The organism is Chryseobacterium sp. c4a (assembly GCF_009900745.1).
Taxonomy (GTDB): Bacteria; Bacteroidota; Bacteroidia; order Flavobacteriales; family Weeksellaceae; genus Chryseobacterium.
Genome location: NZ_WXVU01000026.1, coordinates 1 through 18,955 on the forward strand (window position 1 = coordinate 1; position 18,955 = coordinate 18,955).

Here is an 18,955-nt window from a genome sequence, read left to right on the forward strand (position 1 = left end):
CTCTTCCTGTAACGCTTTAAGTTCCTTAAGATGTTGTGCATCCATTCCTCCGTATTTCTGCTTCCACTGGTAGAAAGTAGCTGCTGAAATTCCATGCTCACGACAAATATCTTTTGTCGCTTTCCCAGATTCATATTCTTTCAGAATATTGATAATCTGATGTTCTGAAAATTTGCTCTTTTTCATAATGTTTAACAAACTAAATTTAATAATTTTAATTTGTCTGAAAAACAGGGAAGTTTACCCTTCTACTCCTATTTTTATTTTATCTAAAGTCACCGTTTTAGGTACAATGATTTCTAAATTTTGTCCATCATTTTTTATTTGAGATGTACAGGAATGAAAAAGACATATAAAAGCTATTATTGAATTTTTTTTGTCCATAATTTACTTTTTATATAATGAGAAATAAAAATCTACTATTTTTGAAAGGTGATCCAAACCTTTCGATTCAATATACCCAGTCCATTCGCTCGCCACTTTATAAGCTCTAAACTCAATGATATCGTTTTCAATAGGGCTACCATACAACCCTTTTGAAAAACCAGACATGATATCTATGGAATGTACTTGCATTGAATTCATAATATGATTTTGCCCTATATCATTGATATATCCCCCATTTCACTTTGCTTCTTCCATATATTCTCTAGACTCTATGTAATCATTCCCTACAGAAAAATTATTCCAGAAACTCTGTGCTCTATTGGGCAATTTTCAAAAAGTTAAACCACTGCTTTCGTAGTGGTTTAACTTTTTTGTTTATTTCAAACTCCTATCAATGTATTCTATCTTTAATTTTTATTATGAAATCACAAATAATTATCAAAATATTACAATTAAGGAACTATAGGTATTTTAGCAACAATATTATCTTCTAGTACTTTATAGCCTTTTTTCTCTAATTCATTTTTAATATAATCTTGACAACCAAGTAACGTCATTGTATACTTATTGTGAGTAGAACTTAAATTTAGTATATATTTTTTATTTTTATTAAGATCATAAGATCCTTTGAGAGTTATAATACTTAAGGGAATATATTTTTCTTCTTTAGGTTTTAGAATCACTAAATCATTGAAGCAATCCTCATTATCTGTTCTTCTATAAAGTCCACTTAAAATAATTCTATCTGGCTCCACAATACTCTTATCACAAGTCTCCACAACATTATTCCCTCTGAAACCGTAAGGATCAATAATATAAGTATTGTTTGTATTATTGACAATTTTAAATAAGTAAGATTCATTTCCTTTAAAAATTTTATTTAATGAAAACTTACTATCCTCAAAAAAAATATCAATCTCATTTTTAGTATTTAGTTTTATTTGTGCCTTAATTTGGACAATACTAAATAGTAAAATAATTAATTTTATATCCTTAAAAACCATATTGTAATAAAAATTTAGGTGTATATCCCATTTGAGTTTTAAAGTAGTCTTGATTTGAATCTTTCTGCCCTGTCCAATCATAAACATATTTATAGGCTCTATATTCCATTAAAGCAGTAATATTAGGTAATCTCCAAAAAACTTTATAAAAGCCACTAACATAATCTATTGAATGAACTAATTCATGTAAAAATACCTCAGCAAATCTGTTAATTGGGCCAGTATGTAAAGATATTGCATACAGCATTTGCCCCTTACTGTTAGTAATTCCCCAAGCAGGACTTCCTGAACCCGCAATTAAATTTCCATATTTGTTTATTGAAATTTTTTGACTATCATTACTCTCCCATTCTGCAATAGCACCCGATTCGTCAGCAAATTTTCCCCATCCAGTACCTAAGTCCCACATTTCTTTAAAAACAATCTTTAATATTTCCAAAGCTTGTACTGTGGTACAATCATTATTAATTCCACTATCACCCAAAGTCTTTTCTAATCTGTTTTGTAATACATTTTTTGCTATGGCACCAGCGCCTACATGTGACAAGTGATTTAAACCACTTGTGATAATACCTTGCCTAAACCCATCCCAAAAATTACCACCAGCAATAGTAGAAGAAATACCTCCGCTTAATCCTCCGGCAGTAACCATAACAGCTTTCATATATTCTTTTCCAAAATTATTATAAACAGTTTTATTTGATGTTTTACTTAATCCAAAATTAGTACCTAAAGCCTGTATTCCACTAGACATTAGAGAAGAAATTGCTCCGCTCATAAAAGCAGCTCCTCCAAACTCACCACCTATAGAAGCCATTACTCCACTGGTTAAGGCATGAGCACCCGCTTCAAAAAGAGCTTTACCTACACTCACAATGGTTCCAAAAGTAGACGTAGCCGCCGATCCTATCCCAAAACTAATAGCACCCGAAATTCCTCCCATTACCGCAGCTTTCCCCATTCCGTACCAGAATGGAATCCCGTTAATCATGTTCATAATTGCTTTTGTTGTAATCGCAACAGCAACTCCAATAATAACTGCGACTCCTAAAGATATGAATTCATTCCCATCTATATCTACGTACAATAAGGGGTTATTATAAACATATCCAAACCTGTCATAGCTCTGCGTATTGAACGGATCCTGAACCAAAGTATCCGGGCTTAAAAATTTTCTAAGGATAGGATCATACAGACGGGCATTCATATTGATAAGCCCGGTTTTCCACAAATGTTCATGTCCTGTATACCCTCTATCTAAAAATAGATTTCCTGAAGCTAGCTGTACAGCATCTGTAATTTTTTGTCCACTTTCATTGACAAGCTCTTTAAGATTCCCCCAAGCATCAAAGAAACGTTTTTCAACAGCAGTTCCATCTGCTTTGGTAATAGCAAGAATACTTCCGAGATTATCTCTGTGCAGGAAATAGTTTTCTGAGCGGTCTACTGATGCCCCTAATGTTATATAATCTTTCTTTATATAATTGGCAGAATATGGATCCCCCGTGATATAGGTTGTTATCTCAAGCGTTCCAGCACCTTTATTGGGAGTATTTGTAAATTCTATGGCAAAATCAGAGGTATAAAACTTTTGTTTTCCTGAATTAGAAAACATGGAGTAACGGGTTTTCAGAATATTGTACTCAAAATTCAGATCTTCTTTACCCGCGAGACTTATTTTTATTGGTGCTTTGAATGCATTATAAGCAATAGAAGCAAATCCTCTCTGAGCACTTACATTCTGCCCTGCGGTATTAAAATCAATACTTTGTAATTTATAATCTGTTTCGTTATAATTATATTTTCCTAATTCTGTATTGGAAGTTATCCTTCCTCTTTTATCATAAGTATACTCATTAGATAAGACTCCGTTTACCGCTTCTGTAAGAAGACGGTTAAGCTTATCATAGGTAAAGTCTTCTTTTTTTCCGAAAGTATTGTTTCTCCGCCAGTTGAGTACCCCTTTATTTACATCATAATTATAATCAATATCCAGAACTGATGTTCCGTTGTTGGTATTCTGATGCTTTATCTGAGTAAGAGAAAAATCATTCGGATTATATTGGCTGGTAATTGTATACCCATTACCATACTCCATCTGAGTAGTCTGCCCTTTTGCATTTACTGATGATATATGCCAGATCACAGTATTTTTTACAGCATCGTTTTGCTGGATCAGTATACCATTACTATCATATATATTTTTTACAGATGAAGAGGAATAGTATCCTGAAAATTTAGTATTAATATCTACAGTATCCGCTCTCCCCAAGGCATCAAATGTAGTAGATGACGTATAGGTAAAAGCAGGTGTTTCTTCTTTCTTCCCTTTTATTCTGAAATACTGGTCATAATAAGTGGTATAGGTAAATGTATTACCATTGCTTGTACCAGTGATGGTTTCTGGAAGTTTTGTCTGCCCATTATAGGTGTATTTTTTTTCTATATTGGTATTGTCAGCAGCTTTATTTCCGTACGTTTTTTCAGTAAGAGGTCTTCCTAAATCATCATAAGTATACAGTGTATAACCTTTTGGTGTTGTCTCCTTAATAATACGGCTTAAATTATCATATTCATAGGTAAAAGTTCCCGCAGAAGGATCTTTAATTTTAGATTTATTTCCCCAGGCATCAATTTCAAAACTTGTTTTGATGCCTTCATAATTGGTTTCCTTTAAAGTTCCGTTAGGGTAGTATAAATAGGTTAAAACACCTCCATGATCCTGCTGTCTTACCACATGCCCCATCGCATCTACAGTTTTAGATGTTTTTTTGTAACCATCATCTACTGTAACTTTCAGTTTCTCATAGCATGTCGTAATTACTTTTCCGGTATATGCAATATTTTTTACAGGACGATTGAGTTCATCATATTCTACCGTATTCCATTTTATTGTTTCGCCTTCAAAAAAAGGCTCAGATGACTTGATCTTTTTTCCGAAAATATCATATTCTGTTTTCTGAACAACCCATTTACCATTTACAGATTGTGCCTTTGTTTGAATTTCTTTATCAAACTTGTCAAAGGTTACAATGGTCTCTGCACCCCCTTCTCTTTTTTTATGAAGATTATATAAGCCCCCTGAAGAAGCATCTGCAACAGATTTCCAGATGCTTGTTTTTTTACCCAGAAAATCTGTTATTTCTGTTATATTTCCCCAGCTGTCATATTGATAAGAGGTAGATAAACCAAGTGAAGAAACTTCAGAGACCGCCCTTCCAAACGAATTGATATCTGCCGTAGAAAATAATCCGTCAGGACTAGTTGTCTTATTTACATAACGATTGGTTCCCTCATAGTCATACGACGTAGTTTGAGCTGCAATTCCTAAGGTAGATAACGTCTGAGTTTTCAGATTGCCAATTCCATCATAAGTATAAGATGTGACAACAGGTGCCATATTAGCCTGGTTACTGTATTTTCTGGACTCTGAAACATTTCCGTTTGGAAAATAATCAGATTCTTCTTTGCTAGAAAGTGACAATCCATCTTTAGAAACTATATTTTCAACAGATGCCATCTTTCCGTAGAAATAATGATCTCCGTTAGAGAATTCCGGTTTATATGTATATTTTGAAACAGAAAATCCAATTCCATTATAATCTGTACTTGCACTTTTTAATTTTAGATCATCAGTCTCATCATAATTATATTTTTTACTGATAAGAACATCTTTAAGAATGTCTTTGGAACTCTCTTCCACAGGCATAATAAGATACTGATGATTTCCTTTGTCAAACTTTTTATTGATGGTTGTATTTTCAACAAAAAATTTATTGATACCGCCATAAGTAGATTTTACAACAGCGTTATCCATTTCCGGATCTCTTGTCTCAATATTCCAGAAAACCGCTTTTACAGGGTTTTTATTAATATACTTTCCATTCTTCAGTTCAGATTCATAAGCGTCACTGGCATAGGTTTTCTGAAATCCTCTGAATCCTTTTCCTTCAAGATGCTGTATTCCGTTTTCATATCGGTATTCTTTTGTAAGGATTTTATCATCAAATACAGTATGAATTTTATTGACTAAATAAAGCATTGGATTAGCTTTATGCACCAAATAAGGATATTTCAACTGTTCCTGTGGCTTATAATAATAGGCTATTTTACTCCTGTTAATATTAGCCTCAGCCCCCTCCAGAAAATCCATACTCTCATAACTGATCTTTTGAAGAACATTTGAACCATTATTCACCTCCTGGATCTGTTTTTCTAAAAAATTATCATTACTGATCCCAATAAATTTATTCTCCCTTAAAATTGGATCAAAAATATCAATACCAGCTCTGAATATATTGAGATAATTAAAACTGGAAACTGATGTAATAAGCGATAATGGAGAAATTCCGTTATTTTCTATAGAAAAGGTAGATAATTGTTTAAATGTACCTCCCTGTAAATTCTTGTTTTCATAAAAATTCACCCTATTCGTAAGTGATGAATAAAATTCTTCAATTCTAAGAGCAGAAGCTCTTCTTAATAAAGTATTAGATAGATTGTGTACAAGTGCTCCATATAATTTCCCATCAACATTATATTTTATTTTACCAATTTTATTAATGGTAATAATATCTGACCGTCCGTCATTGTTAAAATCTGTAATAATAATATTATTAGTTGCATATCGTGTAAATTCATATGAATCAGGTTGCCCGTTCCAGAACTTTTGCCAAAAAGTGGTTCTTTTTATATAATTATTCTGAGAGGGTTTTAAATACGCAATCTTTTGTTCTGTGTAATCTTCCTGATTTTTTATAAATGTTGCTCCGTTTCCGGTATATTTCCACCATAGCAAGCCTTCTGTTTGCATCCTGTAATAAGTATCTCCCATTTTAATTCCAGAATTATCGTCTTCAGGAATTTCATAAACAGTTTGTGGAGTAATAAAATCAGTTAAACCGTCACCATTGAAATCTCCAAAAAAAAGAGGCGTTTTACTTCCAAAATTATAAAGCTGTTCATTAGAAACTAATGCATCCAAGCCATTTGTTCCAAAATTTATTTTATAGACAGAATATTTTGCATTATATTTATCTACAACCAACAATTCCGGAAGACCGTCCCCATCAAATTCTACCGGATAAATATCTTTACCATGTAATGCTAAAGTTTCGCTTAAAATAATTGGGTTAAGATCAATTGCAGTACTGGAATTTTGTCTTCCGATTTCAGCCAGATATATACGATTTCCTCTGTTTAAATTTTGTGGTTCTATAATTAAAAAATCTATGAGCCCATCGTTATTAAAGTCCGCCTGAACATATTCTCTTCTTGTTTCATCTCTAGTATAGGACGTTTCATAAGATCCTTGGCTATAAGGGTCATAAGGATCTGGTGCTATATAATTCTGTACTTCTACCAATCCTCCTTTTACAGGAACTGTCACTTTTCGCAGATCGCCGGTCACCATATTCTTTATACCGAAGACAACCTGATCTTTTAGCTGTTGGTTTGCTGCAGAATTTGGACTGTTATAATCTCCAGTACCTATGGGAGATTCATTCACAACAATTAATTGATCTTTTTCTGTTATTCTGTTATTAAGATCCAGAACTCTTCCCGAAAATAAAGATGTACCTGAATTATTTGTTCCTACATTTATCGTTCCTGAAAAAACACCACCATCACTGATAGAATATCCATTCGATTCTCTAACCTGAAAAACAGGATAAGCATATTTTCCTTTTGAAAAATTACCTAAAGTAACACTTCCTAAACCAGTAGCCCCACCATTAATTCCATCCCATCTATTTGCTCCCCATGCTATTATTCCTTGGGTAGTGGTATTATAATTAAAGTTTAAAGGTTTAAGATTCTCCCCATTCTCATTACTTACATCCACATTTCTTAAACGTTCTACACTATTATCTTCAATATAATCATGAGAAAGAACATATTTTCTGTATAATGACACACTGGAAGATCCTGTATTGATTTCATAAAGGACTTTATTGGTAAGATATGAAACTCCTTTTCTAAATATTTGAATATTTCTCTTTCGAGCTTTATAAAGGAAATTGACAAAGTATTTATCATCCGCAGCATTACTGCCTCCATATGATATTTTGGTTATTACCGGAACATTATTTTCTACCTGATAAGAATAGTGTATTTCATTGTTAAAAGCATCTACAATTGTAGAAATATAAAACTGTTGAGAAGCCAACTCTTTATATTTTGCAATTTTACCATCTGTATACTGAACAATAAATTTATATTCCCCGGATGTAGGTTTTGTAATTTTAATTTTTGAAAATTTTTCTGTGGCAAAAGTAGTTTCATCAATTTTTATTAACCTTTGCCCATCCAGATAATATGGATCCTTACCATCGTATTGTGGACCAATAGTAATTCCATCAATCTCTTTACTTTTCCCTCCCATTGTTATGGTAGAAAGTCCTACGATGTTCCAACCCCATCCAGCCTGTCCATTGCTATTCTGGCTATTATAAGCTAAAGCAACATTGGGTTGAAAATTATTTAATCCTTTAAAAACTTCTATCGGTAAAGTATAAGTAAGAGCACCTGTTTCACTAGTAACCATTTCTGCCTGTACCGAAGGAGTAAGTATATTAGATTCTGTTGTTTTAGAAACTAGGTTTTTCTGCATAGGATTATTCTCAGCATAGCCTGTAGTGCTATACTTCAAAGGAATCTCAATAGTCTTATTCTCTTGAGCAAATATTGAGTGATATGATATAAAAAAGAATAGAAAAGAATAGACCTTTAATTTTATTGTTTGTGAAATTACCATCTTAAAATGTTTTTAGATATTACCTGCCCATTAAATAAAACAAAATTGGCAACAAAAGTTCCTGGAAGCTGATTCTGCAGGCTAAAGGAAATTGTATTGATACCTTGAGTTGGTGTAAAATTAAAATTATGAATAACTGAACCTATTGAATTAAAAACCTGTACGCTCTGGATCTTATCTAATGCCGGGCCAGACCATGATATCGTCACGTTATATTGCTCCGAAGCTTTTGTGGGATTAGGGAATATTTTAATAGTATTCTTTATCTCATCCAAATCATGTGTAATTAATTCTATTGGAGGAACTATAACATTCTTTCCACAATTTGTATTCACAAAATTTCCGGCAGTATCATATGAAAAACATTGTCTTACAGGATTATTAGGAGTTGTTGGGGTTTGAGAAACCTGTTCAATTGAAATAGGGCAGGTCTTATTAACCAATTCATCAACATTATCTCCCCAATCCAAACTGGAAAAAGATTCCTGAAATGTATTTTTAACCAGCTCTTCATACTTTTGAATAGGAGGAACAAAATCAGCAGCCAAAAGATTAGGAGCTGCCTGATAATCAGTGATAGCGTCTGGTTCGAGTTGTATATTTGGATCCAGCGTAGACGCGGGATCAGGATGATACTGTATTGATTTGACAGTATAAAACTGTGAGGGATTTCCTGCTAAATTAGCTATAAAATTAGGTTTAGGTTCACTTCTGAAATCCCATCCCATTTTACTTACTATAGCTCCAACCCCATCATTTGTAACATATCCTAAAGATAAAGTTTCTCTCTTATTTCGTAAAATAATCTTATCCTGAAGAATGATTTGATCTTCTTTTCCAGCTGTGGTGGTAAAATACTCTGAAAAAGGAGTTGTATTTCCTGGAAGAGTACTATAGGCAATTACCACAAACTGCCCGCTTTTAATAATCTTATCCGGCAGCTGAAATGAACCCTGATAATCATATAAAGTCCAATTTTTAAGATTTAGGTCTCTATCGCTGTAATTATAGATCTCTACAAATTCTCCTCTATGGTGTTTTATTGCATCAATCAGCTCACCATTAGGAACCCCGTTGATTTTCTTAGTAAATTTCAGTTTTTCATTATAGGGAGTATTCCAATATATCTCTGTAATCATTATCTGAGAATAAAAAAGCTTTCCAACAAGGAGTAGAAAAAAAGAAGCTGAATATTTTATTTTCATGACTGGCTTATTAGTTTTTGTAAATTTTGATTGTAAACTCCCTTGGAGATCCTGTTCTGATTCATTAAAGCAATTGATTTAATAAGAGAGTCTGTATGATCAATATATTGTCTTGGATCAACCACAATATTCAATATTCTTTTTTTCCCCTCCGAATCTCCTTTTTTCGAATAGTACTTTGCAATCAGAACATTTATGCGGTCAATCATATGTGTATTGAAAGCACCATACATATTTTTACTTTGAAGAAGTATTTTGTCTTTAGCAGCATCAAGCTGATTTCCCATAATATCAAGCTTGATTTTACGGGTATTAACTTCAAATCGTTTATCTGGCGCATCTATGTTTTCTTCTAAAAACTTCATAAGTCCTATTGTTTCAACAGAAACAGCACTTTTTTGATGCTCTGCCTTTTTGATGTAGGCATCTAATAGTGATAAAGCAGACCAGAATGTTTTCTTTAGAGCATTATTCTGATTCTCAATCTGAATTAAAACATCATGTTTCTTTTGCAATCGGGCTAAATCTCGGATATATTTTAAAAATAAAGGATCATTTTTATCTACAGTATTGTAATACGTTAATGCCTTATTTAATGCTTCAGGATTTTTCTCTTTCCGCATTTTTTTAAAACTTAAGTTATAAAGTTGGCGAATATGTTGCTCTCTGTCTTTAGAAAAAGGCTTTGCCAATAATGTATTCAATTCAGTATTTAATTCGTCTGTTGTAAGATGATCAAATCTATGTTTTTGTTTTTGATACTGCTCTTTTTTATAGGCTTTAAACTTTGCATTTTTGTGAAGGTTCCCACTATCAGCATCCCACTCTACCAATCTGCATACTTTAGAGTATTGTTCCTGCATAGTCGCATTTCTAGATCTCCTTTGAGTTGGGTTTTCATATTGCTTTTTAACATCAGTTAATAAACGTCCATTGGAACCGATAAGTTTTACTATTTTTTTATTTCCGGTCGCAGCATTTACATACTCTTTGTTGAGACGCTGCTGAAGCTCAATATTATCCGGTGCTATCAGTAAAGCTGCTTTAAACATCAGTATTACCTCCCATTCCTTGTTTTTTTGCGATAATAAGATCTTACGCATACCATCATAAGCTCTTATTTCATTAGGAAACTGTAAGATGATTTTTTGATAGATTTTTTTTGCTTCCTCAAATTTTTGCTGCTTTTTTAAATCTGATGCAGATTTTAGCATTGCATTAATATCATCAGGTAGACAACTTTTAGAGGTAACTTTAGAATACAGATAGCTTGGAAATAGCAAATAGAATACACCTAGAGAGCCTAGTGTAAGGAAATCTTTTCTAGTCATTAGTTGTTTTTTTAATTAAAAGGGGAAGACAGGGTTTCAACGGCCTGTATCTTTATACCACATAGGTCATAAATATATTGTCTAACTTCCCCTTGATGCAAAAGTAAAATATTTTACATATTCTACAAACAATTAGTCATGCTTTTTTCACCACCACATGAAAAACAAAACAAACTATTGATTTACATATAATATTTTTTATAAAACCCTACAAAACAAATATTTTTTTAATCAATAAAATCACAATCTCAGCAAGTTATTTAAAGCCAAAATTTAAATTACTTGGTAAAACATAATACTATCTTTTACATTGGTATAGTTTTTAGTATTACCTTTGTATAAATTTTCTATAATGAAAACAGACCAACAAACTATAAATCAAGTGAATCATAAAATAAATTGGTTCCAAAAGTTTCTGATGGTATGCTCCGGCGGGAACATCCATATTTTAAGAAAGACCCCCAGTGAATGGAATAAATTTTCCGGGATTGGAGGTATTGTACTCTTCACAGCCGTGTTTGCCACACTATCCGCAGGCTATGCCATGTATACAGTATTTGATGATATCTGGGCAGCGGTAGGATTTGGAATCCTGTGGGGATTAATGATCTTTAACCTTGACCGATATATTGTCTCTTCCATCAAAAAAACAGGAACATGGTGGAATCAGATTCTGATGTCTATTCCTCGTTTAATTCTTGCCACATTTTTAGGGATAATTATTTCAAAACCTTTAGAGCTTAAAATCTTTGAGAAAGAGGTAAACAAACAACTCAATACCATCATTCAAAGGAATAAAAAACAGCTTCAGGGAGAAATGACCGGAAGAATTCTTCAGCAAAGCGGCCCTTTTGAAACAGAAAAAAAACAAATTGCAGAAAAGGCGGCTCAATATCAACAATCTTATGATTCTGCATCTGTAGAGCTTGAGAAGGAAATTCTAGGTAAAGAATCCGGTTTAACCAGTGGTAAGGAAGGATTTGGCCCTAACGCTAAGCGTAAACAACAACTTAAAGAGCAACGAAGACAAGATCTTGAAAATTATCAGAAACAAGTAGCTCCAAGATTGGAATATCTGGATAAAGAAATTTCAAAAGTCTATACCAACCTTGAAACAGAAAGAAAGTCTACAGAAACTTTTGAAGATAAATTCAATGGTTTTGCTGCCCGACTTCAGGCTTTGGACGAACTTGGTAAAAACTCCGCTATCATAGGACTGGCGGCTACCTTTATCATGGGATTATTTATCTGTCTTGAAATTTCTCCCGTTTTGGTAAAGTTGATTTCTCATGTAGGACCTTATGATTATCTCTTAGAAAAAACAGAAAATGACTTCAGATTATATTCTAAAGAAAAAATAGAAAAAGGAAATGCTCTTACCGATTTCAGAGTCGAAGATTTCAAGGATAATCTAAAAAAATAATGTATTTTTCATACATGATTATTAACAAAGAAGAAATCCAAAAAAAGAAGAAGAAGCTTGACGATTGTAAAGCTTACCTTAAAAAAGAATTCATCGGTATAGATAAGATCATCGATGATATCATGGAATATATTCAGATATGGTACCTGATGCCGGAGATTCTGACCCGCCCTGTGGTTATTAATCTATGGGGAATGACCGGTGTAGGAAAAACGGATCTGGTAAGAAAAATGGTTCGCTTTCTTGATTTCCAAAACCGTTTCGTAGAAATTGAATTAAGCAATACGGATGAAACATCATGGAGTAAAAGTGTTTCAGATATTTTACAAAGCAACGGACTGAGTGATGAGAAACCAAGCATTGCCCTTTTTGATGAGATCCAGCGCTTCAATACTATTGATCCGGATGGAATGCCTGTACCACAAACCAAATTCACAGATTTCTGGGAACTATTGAGTGATGGACGTTTAAGTAAAAGAGAACGTGAAGATCTTGAACATTATTTATTTTCCTATCTGTTCCGCAAAAAAGAAAATGACAGGCGCAAATTGAGTGGAGAAACAGAGCTTGATGAAAATCCTTATCTGAACCTATGGGATGCCAAGGAGCTAAAAAAATACCTTAGCATGGATGATGATGTTATGAGCATCATAGATATGAAGGAAGAAGATATGATTAAGCTCATTCGCAAGAAACAGAAAGAAAAGAAGATCTATGAACCTGTAGATTATAGCAAAATGCTTATCATCATCAGTGGAAATCTGGATGAAGCCTTTCAAATGTCAAAAGAAACCAGTGAAGCAGATGTGGACGCTAATATTTACCATGCATTCACTAAGAAAATAACTGTTGTTGATATTAAAAATGCGTTAGCCAGAAAATTCCGACCTGAACAGGTAGCCAGGTTTGGAAATATTCATTTGATTTATTTTTCTTTAAAAACTGAGGATTTTCACAAGCTAATTCAGCGGGAGATTGATAATCTAAAACATAAAACAAAAACTAAGTTTGGAGTTTCTTTAAAGATCAACAAAGCCATCAATGAGCTGATATACCGAAACGGAGTCTTTCCGGTTCAAGGGGTACGCCCTGTTTTCAGCAGTGTGGTGGACATTTTAGATACCAACCTCAGCAATTTTCTATTTGAAGCCATTATCCATGATGATAAAAACATAGAGATTAATTACCTTCAGGAGAAGAAAATAATTACCGGAAAAATAGGAACGAGAACCATTGAAATTCCTTATTTAGGCAGAATCGACAGTATACGACAAGCCAACCAGCATGATGCCGTGGCCAACATCAGCGTTCATGAATGTGGTCATGCTGTTTCTTATATCCTTTATACAGGCTTCGCTCCCCTACAACTTAAAAGTAAAGTAGCAAGCAGCTATGCGGCAGGTTTTACTTTCCCTCATCAGATTCATGATACTAAAGAAAGTCTTCTGAATAGAATAAAAATCTATCTGGCAGGTGGTATTGCAGAAGAAATTATTTTTGGAGATCAGCATGCCAGTATCGGGAGAAGTCACGACAGGGAACAGGCTACAAGCCTCGCTATTGATTTTATCAGAAAATATGGTTTTGAAAAAGAGTATCAGGCTGCCTATAATCTAGAAGCTTATCCTCATCGTATGCAGCAGCACATCACCGATGAAAGAATCGAAAAACTAATGCAGGAACTTGTACAAAAAACCAGAGAAGATCTGATGCTGCATCTTGATTTACTTAAACACATGAGTAAAACCCTTAGTGAAAAAGGAAGTATGTCACCAAAGGAAATTCATGATATGGCAATTGAGCATCAATTAGTAGTCAGCATCAAAGAAGAAGGATATTTACATATAACGAATTATCATCAATTACTGAATTCCTAGAGAAAATATCTATAGAAATACCAAAAACCATTAATAAATTCAACCCTTTTAGTTCAATCTGAAAGGGTTTTTCTTTTTAAATTTATTCTAGTAAAAATCAATTATCATGAAAAATTTACTTTTCACATGCACACTGCTCATCTGCAGTGCATTTTCCCCTGTATTAAAAGCTCAAGGATCAGAACCTTTTTTAGGTCAAATTGCATTTGTACCTTATAATTTTGCCCCGAATGGTTGGGCTGAATGTAATGGGCAGCTTATGTCTATCTCCCAAAACACAGCCCTTTTCTCTCTTTTAGGGACTACTTACGGAGGAGATGGAATTACGAACTTTGCATTACCTGATATGCGGGGTAGAGTTCTTGTTCATAATGGACAGGCTCCCGGAGGTCAAACAAATTACACCATTGGACAAACCGGAGGAGCTGAAAGCGTGACCTTAACCGTGGCACAAATGCCAGCTCACAATCACACGGTAAATGCTGTAACCGCTGAAGGAAATCAGAATGTACCTACCGGAAGTTTACCCGCTAATACAAAAATTCTGGATAAAGAATATTCAGATGCTGCAACGGATACTACCATGAAAAGTACAATGCTAAACAATACGGGAGGCAATCAAGCTCATGAAAACAGGCAGCCATTTCTTACAGTAAAATGTATTATTGCGCTGAATGGTATTTTCCCATCTCATAATTAATGGTTATGAAATACCTTTATTTATTATGTCTGGTATTTGCAGGCTCAGCTTCGGGCCAGACGATCACCTTTAACGGATGTCATAATCTATTTGATAATCAGAATTTCGTTTTCAATAAAACCGGAACGGATAGCTTCAATAAAAATATTTATATGACAACTCCTATTGATGGACAGCAGCCTTGTGGAGGTCTTGGAACTTGTGAATTTAAAATTCAATGGAACAATGCTTTATCCCGATGGGAATTTCTCGCAGATGAAGGCAATGGTACTTTCACAACTCCTTTTTTAATCTACTACAATTCTACAAGCAACAACAGCCTTCCAATTCCACCAGGAAACGCCGCTGGAACATGGATTGAAAATACTACAATAACCAACAGCCAATGTGGTGGTAATCTTGCTTCCGGAAACTCTACCATGACAGGAGATGTACAAGGTCCCGCTCTTGGAGTACAAGAAATTTCTAAAGACAGAATTCAATTATTTCCCAATCCAGTTATTGACATCATTCACATTTCCGGAATTAATGATGGTCAAATTATGCAGATATATCATATTGACGGCCGTCTTATAAGGTCTGAAATATTCGATTCAAAAGTAGATGTTTCCCAGCTCACACCAGGGGTGTATCTATTAAGAATTACAACTCGTGGCTTACAATCTCATGAGTTTAAATTCATGAAAAAATAAATTTTAATATTATTAAAATAAAAAAGCTTTCGGAGATTCCGAAAGCTTTTTTATTTTGATATAATACTTTTCTCTTATAAAGAATAGTTAGGAGCTTCCTGAGTGATGATCACATCATGTGGATGTGATTCTTTCAATCCGCTACCTGTAATCATTACTAATTTGGAATCTTTCTGTAGAGTTTCAATATCTTTAGCTCCACAATATCCCATTCCTGCTCTTAATCCTCCAACTAACTGGAAAATAACCTCTTCCAATTTACCTTTACTTGGAACTCTTCCTTCAATTCCTTCCGGAACGAATTTTTTAGCCTCACTTTGGAAATATCTTTCTTTTCCACCTCTCTTCATAGCAGAAAGACTTCCCATACCTTGGTATGTTTTGAATTTTCTACCCTGGAAAATGATTTCTTCACCTGGAGCTTCATCAGTTCCTGCTAAAAGAGATCCTAGCATTACTGCTCCCGCTCCACTAGCAATAGCTTTTACGATATCTCCCGACAGTTTAATACCTCCGTCAGCAATTACTGCGATATTTTTAGTCTGAGCATATTCGTAAACGTTATAGATCGCCGATAATTGAGGAACCCCAACTCCAGCAACTACTCTTGTTGTACAAATAGAACCTGGCCCAACACCCACTTTAAGAACATTAGCACCAGCTTCAATAAGATCTTTTGCAGCTTCAGCCGTTACGATATTTCCACCAACGATATCCAAATCAGGATATACCTGTCTGATTTCTTTAATCTTATTTAAAACTCCAATAGAATGTCCGTGAGCTGAATCAATACCAATGATATCAACACCTGCTTTTACAAGAGCTTCAATTCTTTCTAATGTATCTTCACCAACTCCAACACCTGCTCCAACGATTAATCTACCGTTTTGATCTTTGTTTGCATTTGGATATTCAAGCTGATTATCGATATCTTTAATGGTAATTAAACCAACCAATTTGTTTTCAGCATCTACAATAGGAAGTTTTTCAACTCTGTTTTTAAGAAGAATTTCTTTTGCTTTCTCAAGATTGGTATTTTTATCAGAAGTGATCAAGTTATCTTTAGTCATGATCTCTTCAACCTTTACATCAAGGTTTTCCTGATATTTTACGTCTCTGTTTGTAATAATTCCGATTAATACATTATTTGCATCAACCACGGGAAGGCCAGATATTTTATATTTAGCCATTAATTCTCTAGCTTCACCTAAAGTATGATCTTTTGAAAGCGTTACAGGATCTGAGATCATTCCGTTTTCGGAACGTTTCACACGGTTTACCTGCGCTGCCTGCTCAGCAATCGTCATGTTTTTGTGAATAAAGCCCAACCCTCCAACTCTTGCAAGTGCAATAGCCAGATCAGCTTCAGTAACAGTGTCCATCGCAGCGGAAACTATCGGAACATTCAGCGTGATTTTGTCGGTAAGTCTTGATTTTAATGAAACCTGATTAGGTAAAACTTCTGAATAAGAAGGGACTAGAAGAACGTCATCGAAAGTGATGGCTGTCTCTACAATTTTGTTATGAATAGACATCTTTACTTTCTTTGCAAAATTAGGTTATTTTAATGACATATGAAAATCATTTTTAATAGTTTAAATAAAAATTAATAATCAATAAGTTAAATCGAAAAACCGCTCTTTTTTAGAACGGTTTTCCTTTACAAAATAAATTTAGTATGTCTGAAACTACTTGCAATAGTTCATTTTTTTTGATCTTTAAAGAAAAATATGATCTTTAAATCATTTTTTCTCTTTATCTGAAACTGCATTAATCATTTTTGAAATATCATCAGGGGTAAAGCTCCCTTTTACATCTACAAAAACCAATTCTTTATCAGAATTTACAGTAATCAGCATATTTTTAATTGCCTCTCCATCTTGTTTTACTCTCAGGTTTACATTGTCACCGTTATGCTTTATGGTAGCCCAGTCTTCGTAATGATTATTATTCAAAAATTTAGCATAATCATTCAGCATTTCTTTACTGCCGTTTTCTACGGTAAGTACCTTTATTTTAGAAACTTTTTTAATAAGATTAATAAGTTCTTCACTTTCTCCGTCTTTTCTTAAAGCCTTTTTGATATAAGGTTTAGCCAGCAATAGCGGTACATTGAAGCTTGTAAACTTAGCATCCTTAAAGTTATACCCGGAATCTGAAAAGAAATCCATTTTCGGTTTACTGGAAACAATACAGGATTGAAGAGCCCCTATCACCAAAAGCGAGAATAAAATAGTTTTAAGAGTTTTCATGGCAATGGTTTTAATCAATTGGTCTTAGCAATCCACCTGATGTTTTACTGATATTAGCATCTATTTCAGGTCTTCCTTTATATCTTACAGATCCTCCTGAAGAAGCTTTCACTTTTAGTTTACCTGATACATTTACAGTCAGATTTGCTCCGGAAGTAACTTCCGTTTCAAGATGACTAAATTTCAAATCATCTGCTTTACACAATGCTCCGCTGCTGATATCAATGGTTCCTGAATCTGCATTGCCGCTTAGACTCATATTGGAGCCACTTGAACTTTTGATCGCTATATTCCCTGCTGTAATTCCTGCTCTTACATTTGATCCTGAAGACACAGAAATAGTGGCAGCATTGGCAACTTTGAAATCACCGGTGATATTAGATCCAGATGAAGCATCAATGGTCATAGTTTTCTCCTGAATAGAATTTACCACCGTAAGATTAGATCCCGAAGATACATCAATATTATCCATTCTTGGAGAAGACACATTGATACTTAAATTTTTAAACCTTAAATTTCTTACTCCTTTATTATCTATATATACTTTCAGGATACCATTCTCAACCTTTGTAACAATGTATTGTAATTTATCTGCATCAGCGATAACCTTTACACTGGTAGGTTTCTCTTGTTTAAAAATTACGTTGACACCTGTACTCATTTGAATTCCAGAAAAATCGCCAACATTTCTGGCTTCTCCATTAAGGTAAGATGAGTTACTATCTGAATTCAGATTAGTTCTTATACTAGAAACTGTGCTTTTTTTAGTTTCACTGGAATTGATGATCTTACTCACATCATCCATGGAAAGCTTTCCATCAAGCATTACAAATATACTTTCTCCACTTCCCCCATCAATACTTAGCAACAGATCCTCCAAAATACCATTTTTAGCTTCTGCAGAAAGAAATTTCACTTTTGCCCCGGCATTATTCACAGACATGATTTCGCTGTAGTTGAGATTCTTTAAATAAGAAGAAATATCTTTACTCAGCTGAGACATATTAGCCTGTACCTTGCGTCCATCGGCTGTATTTCCTTTCTCCTGATTTTCGGTAATAAGAATTTTTAATCCGTTAATTTTTGACAACAACGGTTTAATCTGATCCAGCTGAGAATCATCAATATTAAGACTGTTCAGCATTCCAAACATAGGTTTAGCGATCTTAATAGAGGTTACTCCTTCCACTTCCTGATATTTGTCAAAGAGCTGGTCAAATTTATCTTTTTGTCCATATACATTAAAGAAATGGGAAAAAGCAAGAGCGAATATTATGAATAGTTTTTTCATGAGTCAATTTTATTTTTTAAGTTAATGATGACAATC

General features: G+C 33.9%; 14 protein-coding genes. 4 read left to right on the plus strand and 10 right to left on the minus strand.

The window, feature by feature from the left end; all coding sequences use genetic code 11:
• The 7 genes from GTR01_RS23370 to GTR01_RS23400 form a co-directional block, all read right to left on the minus strand.
• A partial coding sequence (locus GTR01_RS23370; RefSeq protein WP_160138522.1) for a transposase occupies positions 1 to 186 on the minus strand: 186 nt, incomplete at its 3' end.
• Positions 187 to 240: 54 nt separating this feature from the next.
• Positions 241 to 384, minus strand: coding sequence for a hypothetical protein (locus tag GTR01_RS23375; protein ID WP_160140127.1), 144 nt, complete (start codon positions 382 to 384; stop codon positions 241 to 243).
• 3 nt (positions 385 to 387) lie between these two features.
• Complete coding sequence (locus GTR01_RS23380; RefSeq protein WP_160140128.1) at positions 388 to 585, minus strand: hypothetical protein; 198 nt, start codon at positions 583 to 585, stop codon at positions 388 to 390.
• A gap of 254 nt (positions 586 to 839) precedes the next feature.
• Entirely contained in the window at positions 840 to 1,391 is a 552-nt protein-coding gene (locus tag GTR01_RS23385; protein WP_160140129.1) for a hypothetical protein, read from the minus strand.
• Positions 1,381 to 8,148: an RHS repeat-associated core domain-containing protein gene (locus GTR01_RS23390; protein ID WP_160140130.1), complete on the minus strand. Its 6,768-nt coding sequence runs from the start codon at positions 8,146 to 8,148 to the stop codon at positions 1,381 to 1,383. Before GTR01_RS23390 ends, GTR01_RS23385 begins: the two co-directional genes overlap by 11 nt.
• A complete protein-coding gene (locus GTR01_RS23395; protein ID WP_160140131.1) occupies positions 8,142 to 9,287 on the minus strand; it encodes a lamin tail domain-containing protein in 1,146 nt (381 codons plus the stop codon). The genes GTR01_RS23390 and GTR01_RS23395 overlap by 7 nt, the downstream gene beginning before the upstream one ends.
• 62 nt (positions 9,288 to 9,349) lie before the next feature.
• A complete protein-coding gene (locus GTR01_RS23400) occupies positions 9,350 to 10,684 on the minus strand; it encodes a hypothetical protein (RefSeq protein ID WP_160140132.1) in 1,335 nt (444 codons plus the stop codon).
• Positions 10,685 to 11,036: 352 nt separating this feature from the next.
• On the opposite strand from GTR01_RS23400, the gene GTR01_RS23405 reads away from it, so the two are divergent.
• The 4 genes from GTR01_RS23405 to GTR01_RS23420 all read left to right on the plus strand — a co-directional run bounded on the left by GTR01_RS23405 (position 11,037) and on the right by GTR01_RS23420 (position 15,376).
• A complete protein-coding gene (locus GTR01_RS23405; protein WP_160140133.1) occupies positions 11,037 to 12,107 on the plus strand; it encodes a DUF4407 domain-containing protein in 1,071 nt (356 codons plus the stop codon).
• A complete protein-coding gene (locus GTR01_RS23410) occupies positions 12,107 to 13,984 on the plus strand; it encodes an AAA family ATPase (RefSeq protein WP_228452331.1) in 1,878 nt (625 codons plus the stop codon). The genes GTR01_RS23405 and GTR01_RS23410 overlap by 1 nt, the downstream gene beginning before the upstream one ends.
• Before the next feature lie 106 nt (positions 13,985 to 14,090).
• A complete protein-coding gene (locus tag GTR01_RS23415) occupies positions 14,091 to 14,684 on the plus strand; it encodes a phage tail protein (RefSeq protein ID WP_160140134.1) in 594 nt (197 codons plus the stop codon).
• 5 nt (positions 14,685 to 14,689) lie between these two features.
• Positions 14,690 to 15,376 carry a T9SS type A sorting domain-containing protein gene (locus tag GTR01_RS23420; RefSeq protein WP_160140135.1) on the plus strand — a complete coding sequence of 229 codons (687 nt, stop codon included), beginning with the start codon at positions 14,690 to 14,692 and terminating at the stop codon, positions 15,374 to 15,376.
• 74 nt (positions 15,377 to 15,450) lie between these two features.
• Here GTR01_RS23420 and guaB read toward each other — a convergent pair whose 3' ends face one another.
• The 3 genes from guaB to GTR01_RS23435 form a co-directional block, all read right to left on the minus strand.
• Positions 15,451 to 16,911 carry an IMP dehydrogenase gene (gene guaB, locus GTR01_RS23425; RefSeq protein ID WP_160140136.1) on the minus strand — a complete coding sequence of 487 codons (1,461 nt, stop codon included), beginning with the start codon at positions 16,909 to 16,911 and terminating at the stop codon, positions 15,451 to 15,453.
• Between the two features lie 207 nt (positions 16,912 to 17,118).
• A complete protein-coding gene (locus GTR01_RS23430) occupies positions 17,119 to 17,628 on the minus strand; it encodes a DUF4252 domain-containing protein (protein WP_160140137.1) in 510 nt (169 codons plus the stop codon).
• Positions 17,629 to 17,638: 10 nt separating this feature from the next.
• Positions 17,639 to 18,919 carry a DUF4252 domain-containing protein gene (locus GTR01_RS23435; RefSeq protein ID WP_160140138.1) on the minus strand — a complete coding sequence of 427 codons (1,281 nt, stop codon included), beginning with the start codon at positions 18,917 to 18,919 and terminating at the stop codon, positions 17,639 to 17,641.
• Positions 18,920 to 18,955: the final 36 nt, after the last annotated feature.